Raw genomic sequence first — 19947 nt, 5'->3', positions numbered from 1 at the left:
TGAGCAGGAGGAACGGTCAGACCCGGACGAACTTGACCGCGTCGGCGCGGGCGCAACCGCCTCCGCTGGCGGTGAGCCGGACGGATCCACCGGTACCGGCGGCGAAGTCGTACCGGCCGAGGGACAGCCAACCGGTGCTGCCGGCCCGGCCGTCGACGGTGGTACCGGTCGTACCGGCGCTGTGCGTCACGGCCACCCCGGCCGCCGGGTCGCCGTTGCTGGTGACGATCCGGCGGAGGAACACCTCGTACCGGCCGGCCTGGCGCAGGTTGGGCCGCCAGGTCGCGGTCGCACCGGCGGTGTGGCACGTGGCGTACCGGCTGGTGGTGCCGACCGTCCAGCCGGGCACGGTGGAGTCATGCCAGGTGCCGGTCTCGGAGTAGCCGTAGGCGGCCGGACCGTCGTTGTCGACGTACGCGTCGCGCTGCCAGAAGCGCACCCAGTCGAACTGGGTGGCCGAGGGGAGTCTGCTGTCGTCGGGCAGCGCGCCGTAGCCGATGCTGGTCAGCCAGATGGCCACGTAGTCGTGGGTGTTCTCGCTGGGCAGGTAGGACGTGGTGCGGGTGGGTACCCCGTCGACGTAGAACCGGACGGCGGTCTCCGACCAGTCCACCCCGTACGTGTGCCACTGCCGGACGTCGAAGCAGGCCGGGCCGTACCAGCCGTTCTTGCTCGGGGCGGCCTTGACGCCGGAGCCGGCCCAGAGGTGGACGTTCTGGTGGGTGAAGGTGGGGTTCACCGAGTCGTTCTCGAAGATGTCGATCTCGGTGCGCTGGTCGGCCGAGTAGGTGGTGCTGCCGTCACCGGCCATCAACCAGAACGCGCCGTGCCAGCCGGCCCCGTCCGCCACCCGCAGCCGGGACTCGTAGTAGCCGTACCGGAACCGCTGCTTACTGACCACGCCACCGGCGGTGTAGCTCTTGCCCGCGTAGCTCTCCTTGCGGTGGTTGATGTTGAGGTAGCCGCCGGAGACCGTCACGTTCTCCGGGCGCTGTGCGCTGTTGGCCTTGACGTCGGTGCGGTAGTGCCAGACGGCGGTGTTCAGCGCGGTGCCGGTGAAGTCGTCACTGAAGACCAGGGCGTAGCCGGTGGCCGGCGGATCCGCCTGGGCCGGGGCGGTGGTCGACCCGAGCAGGCCGGTGGCGGCCACGAGCAGGACGGTGCCGGCGGCGAGACGCCGGCGGAGCGGAGTCGGCACGGGGGTGCCTCCTTGTGGTGGGGGACGGGGACGGGCCGGCGGGGCGCAGGGGGGACGGCGCCGACGACGGTTGCCGGGCGGTGGTCGCCGCCCGGGCGGAGCGGGATGGCAGGCCGTGGAGCAGGGATGCCGGCAGCAGCCGAGGACTTCCATCACCGACCGTTGTTGCCCGCATTTGTGGAATCTACTTGCTTGATACGGGAAGATATCCCGCATGTTGCAAGTCGTCAATCATTGTGAATATCTGGATGGTGCGGCCAGGTGGCCCGCCACGGGTGTCCAGCCGGATCCGATCGCGCGGGTGGACGCTGGCTGGCGACGCGGGACGCTAAAGTGGACAGATGCCGTATTTCGGCGGACTGTTATGGGATGATTCCGGCGATCGGCCGGACGCTGCCGGTCTGACCCGAGTCCGTCCCGCTCCCGGCGCCGCCGTAGGCGTCCCCGGAGCGGGACGCCCGCATGAAAGCCAGGGAGGCGACATGTCCCCGTTCCGTGCCGGGTTGTCCCACCCGTCCCGCCGGGCGCTGCTCGCCGTCGCCGCCCTGGTCGCGGCCGGCGTGACGGTACCGGCCGCTGCGCCGGCCCGGGCGCAGGCGGCCCCGGGACCGGCGCACCGCGCCCCCGCCCAGGATCCCGGCCGATCGGCCCAGCCGGGCAGCCCGCAGTGGGCCCTGCGCCGCCTGCTCGCCGGTAACCGGCGGTTCGTCCGCGACCGGGCCCGCCATCCCCGCCAGTCGGTCGGTCACCTGCGCGAGGTCGCCGACGGTCAGCACCCTTCGGCGGTGATCCTCGGCTGCGCCGATTCCCGGGTGGCCCCGGAGATCCTGTTCGACCAGGGGATCGGGGACCTGTTCGACAACCGGGTGGCCGGCAACGTCGCCGACGACCTGCTCGTCGGCAGCATCGAGTACGCGGTCGTGGAGTGCGGCTCGCCGCTGGTGGTGGTCCTCGGTCACGAGCGGTGCGGCGCGGTCACCGCCACGATCGACGCGATCCGGTACGGCGGGCACGCCCCGGGCCGGATCGGGGACATCATCGAGGCGCTGCGGCCCGTGGTGGAGCCGGTCCTCGACGACCCCGGTGACCCGGTGGACAACGCGGTACGGGCGAACATCCTGGCCCAGACCCGGGCCCTGCACCGCAGCGCGGTGCTCCGGGACCGGATCGCCACGGGCCAGCTCCGGCTCGTACCCGCGCACGTCGACCTGGACACCGGTCGGGTGACCCTGCTCGACGGCGGATCCGACCCCACGCCCGACCTCACGCCCGACCCCGCGTCCCGCCCTGCGTCCGATCATGCACCGGGGTGCCCGGCCGGGGTCCGGGTACCGCCACGGTGAAGCGCGGCGGTACCCGGCACACCGGCGGTCAGAGGGCGAAGCAGTTAGGGCGGATCGGGCTGTCGGTGAGCGCGTTGTGGATGATCGTCCAGGTGGTGCCGTCGAGCACCAGTCCGAGGTGACCCACCACCCGCAGCGGGCAGTACGACTGGATCAGCACGTTGGTGGCACCGTCGGCGAGGGTGGCGTTCTGGGTCGGCCGGACCAGTTCGTCCTGAAGGGTCCGTATGGTGGTGTACCGCACCGCCCCGACGGTGTCGTCCCCGCTGTTCAGGTCGTTGAGGAAGTCGGAGCCGATGGTCATCTGCTGGCAGGCGACGATGTCCAGGCAGTTGCCGAGGCCGAGGAACTCCACGATGTTGGCCACGTACGTGCCGTAGTGCGGCGTACCGAGGCTCACGTACCGCTCGACGGAACCGGTGCCACCGAGGTACTTGAGCAGGTAACGGGAGACCAGGCCGCCCTCCGAGTGGGCGACGAGGTCCACCTTGGCGGCGCCGGTGGTCGCGCGGACCTGACCGACGAAGCCGCTGAAGGCGCGGGCGGAGTCGGCGATGTCGCCGAGACCGAGGTTCGGCAACTGGTAGATGAAGGTCCGGTAGCCGGCGCCGCGTAGCCGGGCGGCGAGTGGTTCGTAGACGGTGGCGATGCCGGACAGGCCACCCACGACGATCACGGGATTGGCGCCGCTGGCGGTGGCGGTCGACTGCACGGTCGCGGTCGCGGTGGCGGTCGACTGCACGGTCGCGGTGGCGGTGGCCGGCTGTGCCGGTACGGCAGCGGTGGCGGGAGTGGTCGCGGCGAGTGAGATGCCGAGCGCGGTGGTGGTGAGCGCGGCGGTGAGGATCTTTCGGAGCAGCACTGCTGCACCTCCGGTCAGGGATCCCGGGAGGCCGGGAGGGATGGAGGGGTGGGTCCGATCGATCGTGGACACATGATGCGGCGCGCAACACATCAACGTCAATGGAAAGTTACGCGCGAGTAGCTGTGGTGTGTCTGCGGGCGGGACGGGCGGCTCGCTGACTCGGGCACCGGGGTCGCCGGGTGTCGCCGCAGCCGGGTCGCGCGGCCGACGGAACTGCAACTTGTTGCTGTGAAAGCAAGACTCTTCGCTCCGCAGGGCTGCCGGCCGTGGATGGTTGAGCTGCTTTGATCCATGGTCAGCACCGACCGTGGTCGGTCGATGGTCAATGTAGGTACTGGTGTCGATGGAAATGGCCTGGTAACTTCCTCGCAACTTTGCAAACTCTTGCAAGCCCGAGCGTGAACCTGTCGATTTCGATCGCTAAGTGTCAGTCAGTGTGACCTTCTAGTGACTAGAAGCTGATCGGTGCTTGCCGGGTTCGCAAGGGTTTCCAGCATCGGCGGCCCACGCGTCCACCGTCCCGGTCGGGAGGTCCCATGAAGGTCAGTGTCGGTAGCCGGCGACGATGGGGTGCGCTCACCCTCGCCGTCGGTGTCAGCATCGGTCTGCTGCCGTTGAGCGGCGTCGGTGCGGCCGGAGCGAACAGCGTCACCGTCTACTACCAGCCGCCGGCCGCCTGGACCGGCACGGTGAACATCCACTACGCGCCGGACGGTGGTGGCTGGACGGCCGTCCCGGGTGTCGCGATGGAGGCCGCCTGCACCGGCTGGCGTAAGCGCACCATCGACCTCGGCTCGGCCACCGGGCTCCAACTGGTCTTCAACAACAACGCCGGGACCTGGGACAACAACAACGGCCAGAACTACCGGGCGGGTACCGGGCTGGTCACCGTGGCCGCCGGGAAGGTCGGCACCACCGACCCCTGCACCACCTCGCCGTCGCCCACCCCGGGCGCCACCGCCGAGGTCTACTACCACACCACCACCCGGGGCTGGGCCAGCGCGAACATCCACTACCAGCCGGCCGGCGGGTCGTGGACCGCGGTGCCCGGCCTGGCCATGGCCGCCGCCTGCACCGGCTGGGCCCGGCGGGTGGTCGACCTCGGCGCGGCGACCACGATGAAGGCCGCGTTCAACAACAACGCCGGGCAGTGGGACAACAACAACGGCGCCGACTACACCATCGGCACCGGACGTACCACGGTGAAGGCCGGTGTGGTCACCGCCAACGCCCCGGACCCCTGCGGCCCGCCGCCCCCGGTGGACACCGAGGCGCCCACCGTCCCGACCGGACTGACCGCCACGGTCAACGCGCTGACCGTCAGCGTGTCCTGGTCGGCGTCGACCGACGACCGGGGGGTGACCGGCTACGAGATCACCCGTACCGGTGGATCATCGGGGACGGTCACCACCACCAGCACCACGACCAACCGGATCGACAGTGGGCTGAGCGCCCGGACGGCGTACACCTGGACGGTCCGCGCCTTCGACGCCGCCGGCAACACATCGGCGGCGAGCGCCCCGGTGTCGGCCACCACCGGGGACGGACCCCCGACGCCGCCCGGTGGTACCCCGCTCGGTGGTGACCCGCGCGAGGACACCATCTACTTCGTGATGACCGCCCGGTTCGCCGACGGCGACCCGACCAACAACCGGGGCGGCAGCCAGCACGTCAAGAGCGGCAACGCGGCCAACAACGACCCGATGTTCCGGGGCGACTTCCAGGGCCTGATCAACAAGCTCGACTACATCAAGGGCCTCGGCTTCTCCGCCATCTGGATCACGCCGGTCGTGCTCAACCGCTCCGACTACGACTTCCACGGCTACCACGGCTGGGACTTCCACCGGGTCGATCCCCGGCTGGAGACCCCCGGCGCCAGCTACCAGGAGCTGATCAACGCCGCGCACGCCAAGGGCATCAAGATCTTCCAGGACGTGGTCTACAACCACAGCTCCCGCTGGGGCGCCAAGGGCCTGTTCACCCCCACCGTGTACGGCGTCCGCGACGAGCAGTGGAAGTGGATGTACAGCAAGCAGGAGCCCGGCCGGGAGTACGACCCGATGGTCGAGCACACCGGCACCGACCCGGAACTGACCCCGGCGCAGAACGCGCTGGCCAAGGGCCGCCCGTACAACGGTGACCTGTGGTCCGGCACCGCGCCCGCCGGCAACCAGTGCCTGCGGTGGGGGACCCCGACCGGAACGTCCAGCCCGGAGGGCTACACCATCTACCACTGCCAGTGGCCCGGCGCCACCACCAAGCACTTCCCCGCCGACCTCTACCACCAGTGCTGGATCGGCAACTGGGAGGGCGAGGACTCGCGGAGCTGCTGGCTGCACGAGGACCTGGCCGACTTCAACACCGAGAACCCGGCGGTGCAGCAGTACCTGATCGACGTCTACAACCGGTACATCGACATGGGCGTGGACGGTTTCCGGATCGACACCGCAGTACACATCCCGCGGGTCACCTGGAACCGCCGCTTCCTGCCCGCCATCGCGCAGCACGCGGTCGCCCGGCACGGCGAGAAGGGCAGGGACTTCTACGTCTTCGGCGAGGTCGCCGCGTTCGTCAACGACAAGTGGAACCGTGGCTCGGTCAACCACTCCGCCCAGTTCTTCACCTGGAAGGAGCGCAAGGAGTACAGCCCGGACGACGTCCGTGCCGCCATCGAGCAGTACGACTACGAGCAGCTAATCGGCCCGAGCGGGCAGCCCACCAGCGACAACGCCTTCCTGCGGGGCAACGACTACCACACCCCGGACCACTCGAAGTTCTCCGGCATGAACGTCATCGACATGCGGATGCACATGAACTTCGGTGACGCCAACAACGCCTACTGGAACGGTAGGGACTCCGACGACAGCTACAACGACGCCACCTACAACGTCGTCTACGTCGACAGCCACGACTACGGGCCGAACAAGTCCCCGCAGCGGTACACCGGCGGTACCGACGCCTGGGCGGAGAACATGAGCCTGATGTGGACGTTCCGGGGCATCCCGACGCTCTACTACGGCTCGGAGATCGAGTTCGCCAAGGGCGCCCGGATCGACTGCGGCCCCACCTGCCCGCTGGCCACCACCGGTCGCGCCTACTACGGCGACCACCTCGCCGGCACCGTGACCGCGAGCGACTTCGGTGTGGTCAGCAGCGCCAGCGGTGCGGTCGCGGCCACCCTGGACAAGCCGCTGGTCAAGCACGTGCAGCGGCTCAACCAGATCCGCCGGGCGATCCCCGCGCTCCAGAAGGGGCAGTACTCCACCGAGGGGATCAACGGCAACATGGCCTTCAAACGCCGGTACACCGCCGGTGGGGTGGACAGCTTCGCCCTGGTCACCATCTCCGGCGGGGCCACCTTCAGCGGCATCCCGAACGGCACCTACGTCGACGCGGTCACCGGCGACACGAAGGTGGTGACCAACGGCACCCTGACCGCCACGGTCAGTGGCCAGGGCAACCTGCGGGTGTACGTGCTCAGCCTGCCCGGCAACCCGGCCCCGGGGAGGATCGGCACCGCCGGACCGTACCTGAAATAGTGATCCCCCGTGGTGCCGGTGCGGCGGGACCCGCACCGGCACCACGGACACCACGCTTCACCGCTGCCGGCCCAGTGCGGCCAGGTAGTCGTCGAAGCCGAGGCGCGGGCGGTACCCCACCGCCCGCGCCCGGCTGATGTCCAGCACCATCGGTCGGGCGAGCTGGTCCACCGCGTACCGGGTCAGCCGGGGTGACCGCCCGGTCAGCCGGGCCAGCCCGGTCGCCACCCGCGCGGCGGCGTCGACCAGTCCCATCGGCAGGTGCGCGATCCGCACCGGCCGTCCGGCGGCGGCCAGCGCCGCGCGCAGCACGGCATCCCGCGCGTACGCGGCATCGTCCGCGATGTTGTACGCCCCACCCGGCCAGTCCCGGGCGGCCAGGCAGGCGTCCGCGAGGTTCTCCACCGCCGTCAGGCTCAACCGCACGTCCGGTCCGGGCAGCGGCAGCACCCCGGCCCGGACCGCGTCCCGCAGCCGGGGCAGCAGGTGCCGGTCACCCGGGCCGTAGACCGCCCGGGGGCGCAGCACCACCGCACCGGCCGACAGTGCCAACCGTTCACCGGCCGCCTTGGTCCGCCCGTACGCGGAGAGCTGGCCGTCGACCGGGTCGTCCTCGGTGACCGGGCGGGGCAGCACCTGCGGCCGGTACACACTGGCGCTGCTCACCCAGACCACCGGCCGGTCCCCGGCGGCGTCGAGCAGCCGGGCCGTACCGGCCACGTTGACCGCCCGGTAGGCGCGCTCGATGGCCGGGCCCGGCACCGGATCGCCCACCGCCGCCGCCAGGTGCACCACGAGATCGGCGCCGGCCAGGTCCGGGTCGTCCCGGGTCGCGTCCCACGGTACGTGCCGGCCCACCGGCCCCGGCCGCCGGCCCAGGCAGCACACGTCGGCGCCGGCTGCGGCGGCGGCCCGGGCCACCGCCGCGCCGCAGAACCCGCTCGCCCCGGTCACCGCCACCCGCAGCCCGGCGAGTTCCCGTGATCCGTCGCCGGTCACGTCGTACCCCGGATGGTCAGCTCGGCCCAGCCGGGCAGCCCGGCCCGCCGGTCCACCCGGGACCGGACCACCACCGGCCGGTACGGCGCCAGCGCGGCGAGCGTGTCGGCGAGCTGGGCCCGCGCCAGCCGGGCCCCCGGGCAGGCGTGCCCGCCGGCCCCGAAGACCAGCTGCGCCACCTTCGGCGGAGCCGGTGCGGCACAGTCGGGGTCGCGCCGGTGCGCCCACGCGGCGTGCCGGGCGACCAGCAGCAGCCGGTCACCGGCGCGCACCGGGCAGCCGTCGGCGCTGCCGTCGGCGGCGGCCACCCGGGGCAGCAGCGGCGACGGCGCGGTCACCCGGAGCAGTTCGTTGACCAGTACCTCCCGGGACTCTGCGGTGTCGGCGGCGGCCCACAGCCGGTCGTCGGCGCACCACGCCACGCACCGGGGGATCGCCGCGACGGTGGTGTTCACCGCCGCCACGGCCAGCATCGCGGCCCGCCCCACCTCCCCGGCCGGTACGCCGAGCAGCGCGGTCAGCTCCTCGGCGGCGGCCCGGGCGGCGCGCCGCTGCCCGGGGCGGCGCGGGCCGGGAAGCTGCTCGGCGGCGGCGGTGGCGGCCACCCGGCGGGCGGCCCCGGCCAGCCGGACCGGGTCGGCGGTGCTGCCGAGCAGGGCGGCCGTGGTGACCCCGGCCAGTTCGGCGGCCACCGGTACCAGGTCCACGGTGCCCCCGGTGGCCAGCGGGGCCAGCCGGTCGGCGAGGACCGCCGTCCAGACCGGCCGGAGCCGGGTCACCCCGGCCGAACCCAGCGCGTCGACCAGCGCGCGGCGGCTGTCCCGGTGCCCGGCACCGTCCTCGTCAAAGAGCAGCCGGGCGCCGCCCAGCCGCTGGGCGGTACCCCCGGTGGTCGCGTCGGCCCGCCGATCCAGCGGGACCCGGGTCAGCGCGTCCTGGTACGCCTGCGTGCCGTGCACCAGCACGGTGCGGCCCAGCCGCAGTACCGGCCACCGCCGGGTCGCCGCGAGCAACGCGAAGAGCACCGGATGACTGCCCACGTAGACCCGACGGTCCCGGCGTCGCCCGGACAAAGGCTGCTCAGCCACGGCCGGACCCGCCGTCGCGTACCAGCGTGGCGGCCAGCACGGCCGTCGCGGCCCGGTCCGGCTTACGGGACCGGCCACTGGTCGGCACGGTGGCGAAGACCAGCGCGTCCGGCCGGGCCGGACCCATCCGGGCCAACGCCGGGGCGAGCGCCTTCCGTAACTGCCCCGGTTGGGCGCCCGGCACCGGTTCGACCACCGCCACCAGCCGCTCGTCCCCGTCGGTGGCCGGTACGCCGACCAGCACGGCCAGGTTCACCCCGGGTACGTGCAGCGCCGGCTCGTACAGCCCGGGATAGATGTTCTCCGCCGCCCGCAGGATCATGTCCTTGCACCGGCCGGCGAGCACGATCCGGTCGGCGTCCAGCCGACCGACATCCCCGGTGGCCACCCGCTCCATGGGGTCCCCGCCGAGATAGCGGTGCGCCCGGTTCGGGCCGGTGAGCAGTAGCTGACCGTCGGCGTCGACGGTCGCCCGTACCCCGGGCAGCGGGGACCCCACCAGGTCCCCGTCGGCGGTGAACGCGGCCTTCTCGGTCGCCTCCACGGCGGCGGCCGGGAAGATCTCGGTCAGCGCGTACACCCCCCACGCCTGGTCGGCGCCGGCCCGGCGGAGCCGCCCCAGCAGGTCGGCGCTGACCGGCGCGGAGCCGCTGTAGAACCGGCCGGTCAGCGCCGGCTCCTCGGCCAGCAGCGCCCGCACCTGCGGCGGGGTCAGATAGCTGGCCTGCGGGCGCAGCCGGGTCAGCTGCCGGGCCAGCACCCGGGGCGAACGGGCCGGCAGGGCGCCCGGCGCCCCGCTGGCCAGGGCGGGTACCAGCACGAAGAACGTGCCGCCGAGCACCGGCTCGTCCGGCCGGGGCCCGACCAGTTCGGCGACCGCCCGCATCCCGGCGGCCAGGCCGGCCCGGCTGTGCACCACCGCCCGGGGTTGGCTGGTCGTCCCCGAGGTGAAGACGATCACGGCGTCCCCGTCGGCGTCCTGCGGACGCGGCAGCGGCCCGGAGCCGGGCAGCAGGGCCGGGGCGTTGCCCGGCAGCCGCCGCCCCACGGTCAGGACCGGACCCAGACCGGCCAGCTCCGGCAGGGCGAGCTGGGCGCGACGGGCCAGCGGCCGGGCCCACCCGGCGACCGCCTGGGCGGCGGCGTCCGCCACGATCAACCCGGGGCGGGCCAGGGCCAGCCGGGCGGTGAGCACCTCCGGACCGGCGGCCGGGTCCAGCACCGCCACCCGCAGGCCGAGCCGGTGCGCGGCGAGCATCACCGACAGCGCCCGGGGACCGGGCCGGACCGCCACGCCGAGGGTGTCCCCGGCGGCCAGTCCGTGCCGGTGCAGCGCGACGGCGTACCCGTCGGCCAGGTCGGCCAGCTCCCCCCGGGTGGCCCGGACCCGGGTACGACCGGTCCGGGTGGTGCCGAGCACAGCCGGCCGGTCCGGTCGGTGACGTAGCGTGGCGGCGAGTTCGTCGAGCATGGGTTGCGGCTCCTACCGGTCAGCGCGGGTCGGGGGAGAGGGCTCCACTGCCCCGGTCCAGGTACCAGTTCGCCGTCCGGCGCAGCCCGTACGCCCGTAGCCGCCGGGTCGAGTTCTCCACCACCATCGCCCGGCTGTGCACGATCGAGTCGGTGCCCTGTCGTACCCGGTTGAGGAAGGTCCGGTCGGTCGGCGAGGGCCGCCGGGGCATTCCGCCGACCTGCTCGTACAGCTCGGCGGTGATGGCCATGTTGTTGCCGGCGTGCATCCGGTAGGGCGCCCGGAACTGCCGGCCCCGGTGCGCCGGCCGGACCCGGCCGAAGGCGGCGGCGGCGGCGACCAGCAGCCGGAACACCGCCCGGCCGACCGGACCGTGCTCGTCGCGGCGGGCCCGCACCTGACCGCACACCATGCCCGCGCCCCGGTCCAGGGCACTGCGGGCGGCGGCCAGCCAGCCCGGATGCGGCAGGCAGTCCGCGTCGGTACGCGCCAACAGCCGGGCGCCGTGCGCGATGGCGTACCGGAAACCGGTGTCCACCGCCGCGCCGACCCCCTTCTGCGGCTCGTGGATCAGCCAGGTCGGCACCGGGGAGCGGGCGGCGAACGACGCCACCACGGTCGACGTGCCGTCGGTCGAGCCGTTGTCCACCACCAGCAGCGTGTAGTCCAGGTCGGTCTGCCGGGCCAGGGCGTCCAGGGTGCCCCCGATCCGGGCCGCCTCGTTGAAGGCCGGCACCACCACCCACAGGTCGGTCACGACTTCTCCCAGACCATGGTCATGATGCTGACCCCGCCGCCCAGGCCGATGAACAGCACCCGGTCGCCCCGGCGCAGCCCGCGCCCGGCCCGGGCGAGCTGCACACCCAGGGTGGCGCTGGCCAGGTTGCCCAGTTCGCCAACGGTGATCTCCAGCTTGTCCTTGGGTACCCCGGTTACCTCGACGAAGCGGTCCAGGTACGGCATCGTCACCTGGTGCACCAGCACCCGGGCATAGTCGGCCCAGTCCAGACCGGTACGCCGACGGACCCGGTCCAGGATGTCCGTACCGATCTGCTCGAACACCCCGCGCAGCGCGTGCCCGTCCCCGGTGAAGTAGGTGTGCTCGTCGCCGCGCGGGTGCCGGGACCCGCCGCCGGGGATCCCACCCACCGTCCAGTGCTCGGAGCAGGTCTCCGTGTCGACGTCCAGGATTCCGCCGCCGGTCACCGGCTCCACCAGCACGGCGGCGCCCGCGTCGCCGAACGTGTAACCGGCGAAGGCCCGCCGCGCCTGGGCGAGGTCGGTGAGCTGCCAGCGCATCGCCCGGGTCGGGGTCTCCCCGGTGACCACCAGCGCCCGCCGGGCCCGACCGGCCAGCACGAACGAGCGGGCCACGTCGATGCCGTTGAGGAAGCTGTTGCAGGCGTTGGTGACGTCCAGGGCGTGCGCCCGGCCGCCCAGCTCGGCCTGCACGATGTGTGCGGTGGCCGGTTCGACCATGTCCCGGCTCGCGGAGGCGAAGAGCAGCAGGTCCACGTCCCCGATGGAGAGGCCGGCCGTGTCGAGCGCCTGCCGGGCGGCCCGGACCGCGAGCGTCGAGGCGTACTCGTCGTCGCCGGCCATCCGGCGCTGCTCCACGCCGGTCATCATGGAGAACAGGCCGGCCGGCAGGGCGATCCCACTGGCCTCGGCGACCCGCTGTTGCAGGTCGACCGTGTGGACCACCCGCTCGGGGAGGCTGACGCCTACGGCGGTGATGCCGACCGGTGGTGTGGCGGGCCGGCTCGGCGGCGTCGGTTCGATCATGGGCCTAGCTTTCGTGAACAGGGGTGGTCGGCGGATGAGTAGGCGTGCTCATCCGCACCCGGTGGTCGTACCGGGTGTCCGGGCTGGTCAGCGCCGACCGGTCACCGGACCAGCTCGTCGGGGCGCTCCTGTGGGACCCCGGAGCGGTCCGGACCGGGCCGGTGCCGGGCCAGCCCCCGGTCGAGGCCGGTGAAGGCGAGCCCGAGCAGCCAGAACGCGACGGCGAAGAAGACCGCGCTGAGCGCCACCCCGCCGTAACCGAGCTGGCCGGCATCGACGAACGGGTACGGGTAGCGGTTTACGACCAGCCCTCGGATCAGGGCGAATCCCAGGTACCCCAGCGGGAAGGCCAGCCAGTACGCGGCGTACCGCAGGCGCAGCCGACCCCGGGGTTGCAGGAACAGCCAGTCCAGGACGGCCAGCAGGGGTACCACCGTGTGCAGGAACTGGTTGCCCGCCGCGTCGGCGAGGTCCCGGTCCGGCTGGGGCATGGCGAACGGGCTGGCCGGGTTGGCCAGCACCAGGTGGTACACCACCCCGGTGATGGTGATGTAGAGGGTGACCGCTCCGGTGAGTACCGGCGAGGGCGCCGGCCGGCCGCGCCAGGCCAGCCATCCGGCGTACCCGGCGACCAGCCCGACCGCCACGTTGCTCTGGATGGTGAAGTACGGCAGCAGACCGGTGACGGTGGCCGGACCGGCGGCGGTGAGCACGATCCCGGCCAGCACACAGATCACCGTCAGCAGCCGGAAGATGGCCGTAACCTGAGCCCGCCGCAGATTCACCGGGGCAAGCTACCAGCCGGTCGCGTGGTGCCACCAGCCGAAAGTCCCGGCCCTGCCGGCACGGATAATGCCCCGGTCACCACGCGGACAGGAGACCGAAGATCATGAAAGACTGGCTACGGACCGCAGTCGGGCGCTTGCGATCCGACTGGCTGCCGGTGGTCGAGGCGACCCTGGCCGCCACCGTGGCCTGGCTCGTCGCCCGACAGCTCCTCGGCCACCCTGAGCCCTTCTTCGCGCCGGCCGCCGCGCTCATCGTGCTCGGTCAGGCCCGGGGACAACGGATGCGCCGGGCGGTCGAGGTGGTCATCGGTGTCGCCGCCGGCGTGCTCGTCGCCGACCTGGTGGTGCAGGCACTCGGTCCCCGCGACACCTGGACCGTCTTCACGGTGATCCTGCTGACCGTCGCCCTGGCCGTGGCGGTCGGGGCGAGCAGTGTCTCCGTGGTGCAGGCGGCGGTCTCCGCCCTCTACCTGGTGGTCGTCGCGCCGTCGACGGAGTCCCTGGTGCCCTTCCGCTTCGTCGACGCCCTGATCGGTGGCGGGGTGGCGCTGGTGGCCAGCCAGCTGTTCACCGTCCGGCACCCGCTCGCCCCACTGGTCACCGAGATCCGGCACACCTTCACCGAACTCGCCGACCTGCTCGCCGAGATCAACCAGGCACTGACCGGGCGGGACGAGGCCGCCGCGCTGGCCGCGCTGGAGCGGGCCCGGCAGTTGGACGCCGGGGTCGAGCGGCTCCAAACCGCGGTACTCGCCGCCGGTGAGGCGCTCCGGCTGCACGTCAACCGCCGCCGGCACATCAGCCGGGTACACGCGGTGGACGCCACCGCCCGACAACTCGACTACGCGGTCCGCAACACCCGGGTGCTCGCCCGCGCCGGGGTGACCCTCACCCGCCAACCGGCACCCATCCCCCCGCAGCTCGGCGCTGCGCTGACCGCGCTCACCGAGGCGGCCCAGGCCGCCGGGAATGCCCTGGCCGCGGACCTGACGGGCCAGGACGAGGCCGCCGACCGGTACGCCGAAGCAGCCGAGCGGGCCGCGCTCGACGCGGTGCACACCGGCGGTCAACTGCTCGCCGGCAGCCCGCCGCTACCGCTCATCATGATCGTCGGGCAGATCCGGGCCACCGCCATCGACCTGCTGCGCGGCATGGACGCCGACGACGCCACCGTGCTCGCCCGGGTGGAGGAGGCCCTCGGCCTGCCCCCGGTCTGACCGGCCCGCCCCGGTCGCGACGAGCGGTCCACCGCCCTGTTGCCCGTCGCTCTAGTCCGTGGCGAGCAGCTTCTTCTGCACCTTGCCCATCGCGTTGCGGGGCAGCGCGTCGACGAACCGGACCTGCCGGGGACGCTTGTGTACCGACAGGTGCCCGGCCACGAAGTCGACCAGTTCCGCCTCGCCGACCCCGTCGGCGACCACGTACGCGGTGACCTGCTCGCCCAGGTCGGCGTGCGGCCGGCCGACCACCGCTGCCTCGCGTACCCCGGGGTGGGCCAGCAGGGCGTCCTCCACCTCGCCGGCACCGATCCGGTACCCGCCGCTCTTGATCAGGTCGGTGGACGCCCGGCCCACGATCCGGTGCCAGCCGGCCGGGTCCACCGAGGCGATGTCCCCGGTCCGGAACCAGCCGTCGGCGTCGAGCTGCGCGGCGGTCGCCTCCGGCCGGTTGAGGTACCCGTCGAAGAGCATCGGGCCGCGTACCCGCAGTTCACCGACGGACTCCCCGTCGGCGGGTACGTCCCGGCCGGCCTCGTCGACCACCCGGGTCCCCACCCCGTCGAGCGGGAAGCCGACGTACCCCGCCCGGCGTGGCCCGTCCACCCGGCTGCTCACCGTGATCAGGGTTTCGGTCATGCCGTACCGCTCGACCGGCTGGTGTCCGGTCAGCTCCCGGAGCCGGTCGAAGACCGGTACCGGCAGGGCCGCGCTGCCCGAGACCAACAACCGGGCACCGGCCAGGGCGCGGGCCGCCTCCGGCTGGGCGCAGATCCGCGACCAGACCGTCGGTACGCCGAAGTAGAGGGTGCCGCCGGCGGCGGCGTACCGCTCGGGGAGCGGCCGTCCGGTGTGCCGCAGCCGGCAGCCGGTCCGCAGCGCCCCGAACACGCCGAGGACCAGCCCGTGGACGTGGAACAGTGGCAGACCGTGCACCAGGATGTCGTCCGGGCTCCACGCCCAGGCGTCCACCAGTGCGTCGATGCCGGCCTCCACGGCGCGGTGGGACAGCAGCACGCCCTTCGGGGCACCGGTCGTGCCGCTGGTGTACATGATCAGCGCGGGGTCCGTCGGTGCGGGGGCCGGCCGGTCGGTCGACGAGAGCCGGGTCAGGTCCACCGGCACCCGGGGCAGGGCCGGGTCGCCGTCGGCCGTCCCGGTCCCGGCGGTGTCGTGCCCGCCGCTGCTCAGCGTCGTGGCGGTGCCCGCCCCGGTGGTGATCAGCAGGGCGGCGCCGGAGTCGGTCAGCAGATGCCGTCGTTCGGCGGGGCCGGAGTCCGGGGGCACCGGCACCACCGCCGCCCCGGCCAGCAGCGCGCCCACCATGCCCACGACCGTCTCCACCGTCGGGGTGGCGTGCACCGCGACGACCGGTGCGCCGGCAACCTCGTCGGCGACCGCCCGCGCGCAGCCCAGCAGCCGTTCCGCGGAGATGGCGACATCAGCCACGGTCACCGCGTCCGGCCTGTCCGACGCGAGCTGTGTCATCCCGGCCAGCAGCCGCACGCCGCCTCCCCCTGGTCGTACCCCGTCGCCGGTGCGGCAACGACGGAATCCTATCGACCGACGGGTGCCGGCCCGACGTGCCGTGACCGGGTCAGGGGGTGGTACAGGGGTACGGCGCCGGGCCGCCACCGGGCGTCCACCACCGGCGGTTCGGCAGACGCTGTCGAGCTGCTCGCATGGACGGAGCGCGCTCCGTTGGTGCAGGCAGCTCGACAGCGTGCCGGGATCAGTCCGTGTAGCCCGACTCGACGATGCGCTCGGCCGCCCGGAAGTAGTCCTGCGGGTCCTGGGCGGGCAGCGAGCCGAGCCCGTCGACGTACCGGTTGAACATGCAGAACGCGGCGGCGATCAGCACCGTGTCGTGGATCTCCACGTCCGTGGCGCCCTTGGCCCGGGCCGCTTCGACCATGTCGGTGGTGACCTGGCGGCCGCTCTTCTGCACCGCCCCGGCGATGCGCAGCAGGGCGCGCAGCTTGGCCGAGACCGGCGCCGAGTCGAGGTCGGCCCGGACCTGGTCGACCAGGACCATGCCCGGGTCGAGCTGGACGGCGGCGAACGCCGAGTGCGACGCGCAGCAGAACTCGCACTCGTTGAGGCCGGAGACGTACGCCGCGATCAGTTCCCGCTCGCCCGGCGGCAGCGAGTTCGGCGTACGCAGCAGGACCTCTGCCAACTGGTTCAGCGGCTTGGCCGTCTCCGGCCGGTACCGCATCAGGCCGATGATGCCGGGGAACTGCTTCTCGTCCAGGCCGAGGTCGATGTGTGCCAAGCTGTCACGCTCCTGGGGCGATGACCGGTCCGCAGCCCACCGCCGGTCGCTGACCGGCCCGGGCGGGCGGCCCGGTGGGTAGGGGTTCGTCGATGCATGGTCGCACGCGGCAACGCCGGCCCGGTTCTCGCCGCTTGCGTTGCGGGTCGCCCGGGTCACCCGGGTCACCCGGGTCACCCGGGTCGTCCGGGGCACCCGGGTCGTCCGGGGCACCCGGGTCAGGCCGGGTCAGGCCGGGTCAGGCTGGCGCCCCGGCCAGCCAGGACTCCAGCAGCATCCGGTCGATCGAGTCGACCCGACCCAACCGGTGCCCGGCCGCGACCCGGTCGCGCAGCTCGGCCCGGCTGAACCAGCGCGCATCGAGCAGTTCGGCGCCGTCGACGGTCACCTCGTCGGACAACGCCCGGGCCCGGAACGCCACCATCAGACCGGCCGGGAACGGCCAGGGCTGTGACCCCTGGTAGGTCACCGGGCCCACCCGTACCCCGGCCTCCTCCGCGGCCTCCCGCCGGACCGCGTCCTCCAGACTCTCCCCGATCTCGACGAAGCCGGCCAGCAGCGAGTAGGCGTCCACGGCCGACCCGTGGTGCCGGGCGAGCAGGCACCGCCGGGGCGTACCGGCGGACTCGACGAGCATGATGACCGCCGGTTCGATCCGGGGGAAGAGCAGCCGGCCGCAGTCCGCCGCCGTGCACGCGCGGAGCGCGCCACCGTCGCGGGGCCCGGCCGCTGCCCCACAGGTACCGCAGAAGCCCTGGTTGCGGTGCCAGTGCAGGATGCCCCGCGCGTACGCCTGCACCGCCGCCTCGGCCGGATCCAGGTGGCCCACGCAGGACCGGACATCCAACGTCCGGTCGGCACCGGTGAGCGTCACCGCCTGCTCCTCGGCCAGCTCCGACAGGTCCACCGCGAAGATGCCGGTCGTCCCGTCCAGCCCCAGGAACACGCCATCCCGATCCGCGAGGCCGGTGCCGGCCCCGGTCAGACGTACCGGTACCGCCGGGTCACCGGTGACCGGGCAGCGGTCCCGCCACACCGGGATGACCCGGCTACCGGGATCGGCCCGGAGTGCGGCGAGGCGGGCCGGGTCGGTACGCACCCCGGCGCCCCGGTCCAGCCGTCCCCCGGTGTAGCCGATCGTCGTCACCGTCGGTGTCATGAGGCCCTCTCCGTCCCGGATCATGGCGCAGCCTTGACGTGCTCATTTTCCCGGTACTACGGTCACGCCCGGCCGGCGGGCGGCCGACGGGAGGGCGACTGTGATCTTCGAGCCTGGTCAGCGGATCGTATTCATCGGTGACAGCATCACCGACTGCGGCCGGCGTGACGTCGCGGCGCCGTACGGTTCCGGCTACGTCAGCCTGGTCCGCGCCCTCGTCACCGCCGCCTACCCGCAGCACCACCTGACCTGGGTCAACCAGGGGATCGGCGGCAACACCGTCCGGGACCTGCGTGAGCGGTGGGAGACCGACGCGATCGGCGAGTGTCCGGACTGGCTCTGCGTGATGATCGGCATCAACGACGTGTGGCGCCGGTTCACCGGCCGGGAGGACGAGGCCGTCCCGATCGACGAGTACGAGTCGACCCTGCGGGACCTGCTGACCGGCGCGGTCACCGCCACCGGTTGCCAGTTGGTCCTCGGTGACCCGTACCTCATCGAGCCGGACCGGGCCGAACCGCAGCGGGCCATGTCGGACCGGTACGGCGCCGTGGTGCGCCGGCTCGCCGCCGAGCTCGACGCGGTGCACGTACCCACCCAGGAGGCGTTCGACCGGGTGCTGGCGCACACCACTGCGGCGGACTGGGCCAACGACCGGGTCCACCCGAACCTGCCCGGTCACGCGGTGCTCGCCCAGGCGTACCTGACCGCCCTGGGCTGGCAGCCGGCGGCCTGACCGGAGGCCGTGCCCCGCGAATCCCCCCGACCCACCCCCACCCCGCTGCATTGATCTCGCAGTTCCGGCCCCGGCATTTTCGGCGTGTGTCGGGTAGTGGCGGCCCGAGCTGCGGGATCGGCGGGGTGGGGTTGGCCGGTCCGGGGAGACGTCAGCCGACGCTGATCCGGCCGTCCGACGACCGGACACAGGAGACGGCCCGGTTACCGCTGCTCGCCGCGCCGGTGAGGCACTGACCGAGCACGGCGTGCCCGGCGACGTTCGGGTGCCAGGACTCCTGGCAGGTCTGGAAGTAGGTGCCGCAGGTGTTCGCGATGCGCTGGATGTCCAGCTTGTCGTAGCCGGAGAGGCTGGTCACGAAGACCCCGGTCGGCCCGTCCTGGAGCCGGATCGGGGTGGCCAGCGCCCCCGTCGGGCTGGTCGACTGCTCGCAGAGCCGGGCGCCGTCGAAGGCCCGCTGCACGTTCAGGTAGACCAGGTCGTCACCGGGGAACTCGGCGGACATGGTGGTGTGCACCGACTTCACCAGGGTGCCCAGCCCCTGGGAGAAGAAGTGGCCGGGGGCGAGGCTGGCGCGGTGGATCGGGCAGCCGCCCGCGTACCGCTCGGCGCCGAGCGCGCGGAACTTGTCCCGGGTGTCGCTGCGGCTGTCCTCCTCGTGGAACTTGACCTCGAGGTCCAGCGGGAGCGGGTTGGTGTAGTCCTGGAAGACGATCCGGTGCTGTCCGTCGGCGTCGATCTGGTCGAGCGTGGTGAGTAGCTGCCGGACCGCGTTCGTCGTCTCGGTGGTCGCCGCCGCGAGCTGCGCCGAGGTGGCGAGGTCGGTGGTGGTGCAGGGCTCCTGCGGGACCGGACCGCCGAGGTAGGCCCAGAACTCCCACCAGCCGGTCCAGGCGTCGGCGATGAACCGGTTGGCGCACTTCTCGGCCACCGAACCGAAGGTGAAGGAGCTGTTGTTCGAGCCCAGCCCGACCAGTACCAGATCGATGTCGTGGGTCTGGGCCACCGTGCGGAGCTGGTCGAGCTGCGCGGTGACCTGACGGCCGTTGGTCCGGGCGGCCGAGGCGGCGGCGATGTCGTGCGGCTGACCGCCGGAGCAGGCCAGGTTGAACCGGGCCTGGATGCCGGGCAGGTCGGCCCGGTGCAGCGAGGCGTTGGCCGAGCGGTGGCAGAAGAACGCGTTGCTGTTCGGTGCCGACCAGCCCGGGAAGGACTGGGCCACCCCGTTGAGGTCGGTCACCGGGGTGTACGACCCGGCGCCCTCACCGCTGATGAAGCTGTCGCCGAGCGCGACCGCGGCGGTGGGCAGGCTGGCGACCTCGACCAGGGGCTGTGCGGAGGCCGGTGGTGCGCCGAGTGCCCCCACGGTGAGGGCCATCGCCGCGACAACCGCGGTACGACGGAACACGGACATCGCTGTCTCCGATCCATCCATGGAAATATGAAAGTTTCTATTGGATCGTGATGAGAACACGTGGCGGGCC

16 protein-coding genes are annotated in these 19947 nt (G+C 72.8%); 4 read left to right on the top strand and 12 right to left on the bottom strand.

All coding sequences use genetic code 11. The annotated features are described in order from the left end of the window. Nucleotides 1-16: 16 nt before the first annotated feature. Nucleotides 17-1198, bottom strand: a complete 1182-nt coding sequence (locus V6U90_RS14540) for a glycoside hydrolase family 16 protein (protein WP_334435763.1) — start codon at nt 1196-1198, stop codon at nt 17-19. 482 nt (nt 1199-1680) lie between these two features. On the opposite strand from V6U90_RS14540, the gene V6U90_RS14535 reads away from it, so the two are divergent. Next, nucleotides 1681-2541: a carbonic anhydrase gene (locus V6U90_RS14535; RefSeq protein ID WP_334435760.1), complete on the top strand. Its 861-nt coding sequence runs from the start codon at nt 1681-1683 to the stop codon at nt 2539-2541. A 28-nt stretch (nt 2542-2569) separates the two neighbouring features. Here the strand turns inward: V6U90_RS14535 and V6U90_RS14530 are convergent, their stop codons facing one another. Continuing rightward, complete coding sequence (locus V6U90_RS14530; protein WP_334435757.1) at nt 2570-3403, bottom strand: esterase/lipase family protein; 834 nt, start codon at nt 3401-3403, stop codon at nt 2570-2572. 539 nt (nt 3404-3942) lie between these two features. Here V6U90_RS14530 and V6U90_RS14525 point away from each other — a divergent pair. Beyond that, nucleotides 3943-6945 (top strand): carbohydrate binding domain-containing protein, encoded by a 3003-nt coding sequence (locus V6U90_RS14525; protein WP_334435754.1) that lies wholly within the window; start codon nt 3943-3945, stop codon nt 6943-6945. A 57-nt stretch (nt 6946-7002) separates the two neighbouring features. On the opposite strand, the gene V6U90_RS14520 is transcribed toward V6U90_RS14525, so the two are convergent. The 6 genes from V6U90_RS14520 to V6U90_RS14495 form a co-directional block, all read right to left on the bottom strand. Continuing rightward, complete coding sequence (locus tag V6U90_RS14520) at nt 7003-7944, bottom strand: NAD-dependent epimerase/dehydratase family protein (protein WP_334435752.1); 942 nt, start codon at nt 7942-7944, stop codon at nt 7003-7005. Next, entirely contained in the window at nt 7941-9032 is a 1092-nt protein-coding gene (locus V6U90_RS14515) for a cytochrome P450 (RefSeq protein ID WP_334435750.1), read from the bottom strand. Before V6U90_RS14515 ends, V6U90_RS14520 begins: the two co-directional genes overlap by 4 nt. Continuing rightward, nucleotides 9025-10503: a class I adenylate-forming enzyme family protein gene (locus V6U90_RS14510; RefSeq protein ID WP_334435748.1), complete on the bottom strand. Its 1479-nt coding sequence runs from the start codon at nt 10501-10503 to the stop codon at nt 9025-9027. The genes V6U90_RS14515 and V6U90_RS14510 overlap by 8 nt, the downstream gene beginning before the upstream one ends. Before the next feature lie 19 nt (nt 10504-10522). Then, entirely contained in the window at nt 10523-11260 is a 738-nt protein-coding gene (locus tag V6U90_RS14505) for a glycosyltransferase family 2 protein (protein WP_334435745.1), read from the bottom strand. Further along, nucleotides 11257-12288: a 3-oxoacyl-ACP synthase III family protein gene (locus V6U90_RS14500; RefSeq protein WP_334435742.1), complete on the bottom strand. Its 1032-nt coding sequence runs from the start codon at nt 12286-12288 to the stop codon at nt 11257-11259. The genes V6U90_RS14505 and V6U90_RS14500 overlap by 4 nt, the downstream gene beginning before the upstream one ends. A gap of 101 nt (nt 12289-12389) precedes the next feature. Further along, on the bottom strand, nt 12390-13073 hold the full coding sequence (locus V6U90_RS14495; protein ID WP_334435739.1) for a Pr6Pr family membrane protein: 684 nt from the start codon (nt 13071-13073) through the stop codon (nt 12390-12392). Nucleotides 13074-13210: 137 nt separating this feature from the next. Here V6U90_RS14495 and V6U90_RS14490 point away from each other — a divergent pair, with 137 nt between their 5' ends. Beyond that, on the top strand, nt 13211-14293 hold the full coding sequence (locus V6U90_RS14490) for an FUSC family protein (protein WP_334435736.1): 1083 nt from the start codon (nt 13211-13213) through the stop codon (nt 14291-14293). 51 nt (nt 14294-14344) lie between these two features. Here V6U90_RS14490 and V6U90_RS14485 read toward each other — a convergent pair whose 3' ends face one another. From V6U90_RS14485 to nudC, 3 genes are all read right to left on the bottom strand, one after another. Further along, entirely contained in the window at nt 14345-15799 is a 1455-nt protein-coding gene (locus tag V6U90_RS14485) for an acyl-CoA synthetase (protein WP_334435733.1), read from the bottom strand. A gap of 226 nt (nt 15800-16025) precedes the next feature. After that, nucleotides 16026-16568 carry a carboxymuconolactone decarboxylase family protein gene (locus tag V6U90_RS14480; RefSeq protein ID WP_334435730.1) on the bottom strand — a complete coding sequence of 181 codons (543 nt, stop codon included), beginning with the start codon at nt 16566-16568 and terminating at the stop codon, nt 16026-16028. A 238-nt stretch (nt 16569-16806) separates the two neighbouring features. Beyond that, nucleotides 16807-17727 (bottom strand): NAD(+) diphosphatase, encoded by a 921-nt coding sequence (gene nudC, locus V6U90_RS14475; protein ID WP_334435726.1) that lies wholly within the window; start codon nt 17725-17727, stop codon nt 16807-16809. A 100-nt stretch (nt 17728-17827) separates the two neighbouring features. Between nudC and V6U90_RS14470 the strand changes: the two genes are divergently transcribed. After that, a complete protein-coding gene (locus V6U90_RS14470) occupies nt 17828-18463 on the top strand; it encodes an SGNH/GDSL hydrolase family protein (RefSeq protein ID WP_334435723.1) in 636 nt (211 codons plus the stop codon). 151 nt (nt 18464-18614) lie between these two features. Here the strand turns inward: V6U90_RS14470 and V6U90_RS14465 are convergent, their stop codons facing one another. Beyond that, entirely contained in the window at nt 18615-19877 is a 1263-nt protein-coding gene (locus V6U90_RS14465; protein ID WP_334435720.1) for a hypothetical protein, read from the bottom strand. Nucleotides 19878-19947: the final 70 nt, after the last annotated feature.

Source organism: Micromonospora sp. CPCC 206060, assembly GCF_036906895.1.
Taxonomy (GTDB): Bacteria; Actinomycetota; Actinomycetes; order Mycobacteriales; family Micromonosporaceae; genus Micromonospora.
This window is presented reverse-complemented; position numbering and strand designations above follow the sequence as displayed.

Coding starts and splice junctions, on each gene's coding strand:
- V6U90_RS14525 (WP_334435754.1), top strand. CDS start 3,943: ATGAAGGTCAGTGTCGGTAGCCGGCGACGATGGGGTGCGCTCACCCTC.
- V6U90_RS14510 (WP_334435748.1), bottom strand. CDS start 10,503: ATGCTCGACGAACTCGCCGCCACGCTACGTCACCGACCGGACCGGCCG.
- nudC (WP_334435726.1), bottom strand. CDS start 17,727: ATGACACCGACGGTGACGACGATCGGCTACACCGGGGGACGGCTGGAC.
- V6U90_RS14500 (WP_334435742.1), bottom strand. CDS start 12,288: ATGATCGAACCGACGCCGCCGAGCCGGCCCGCCACACCACCGGTCGGC.
- V6U90_RS14535 (WP_334435760.1), top strand. CDS start 1,681: ATGTCCCCGTTCCGTGCCGGGTTGTCCCACCCGTCCCGCCGGGCGCTG.
- V6U90_RS14465 (WP_334435720.1), bottom strand. CDS start 19,877: ATGTCCGTGTTCCGTCGTACCGCGGTTGTCGCGGCGATGGCCCTCACC.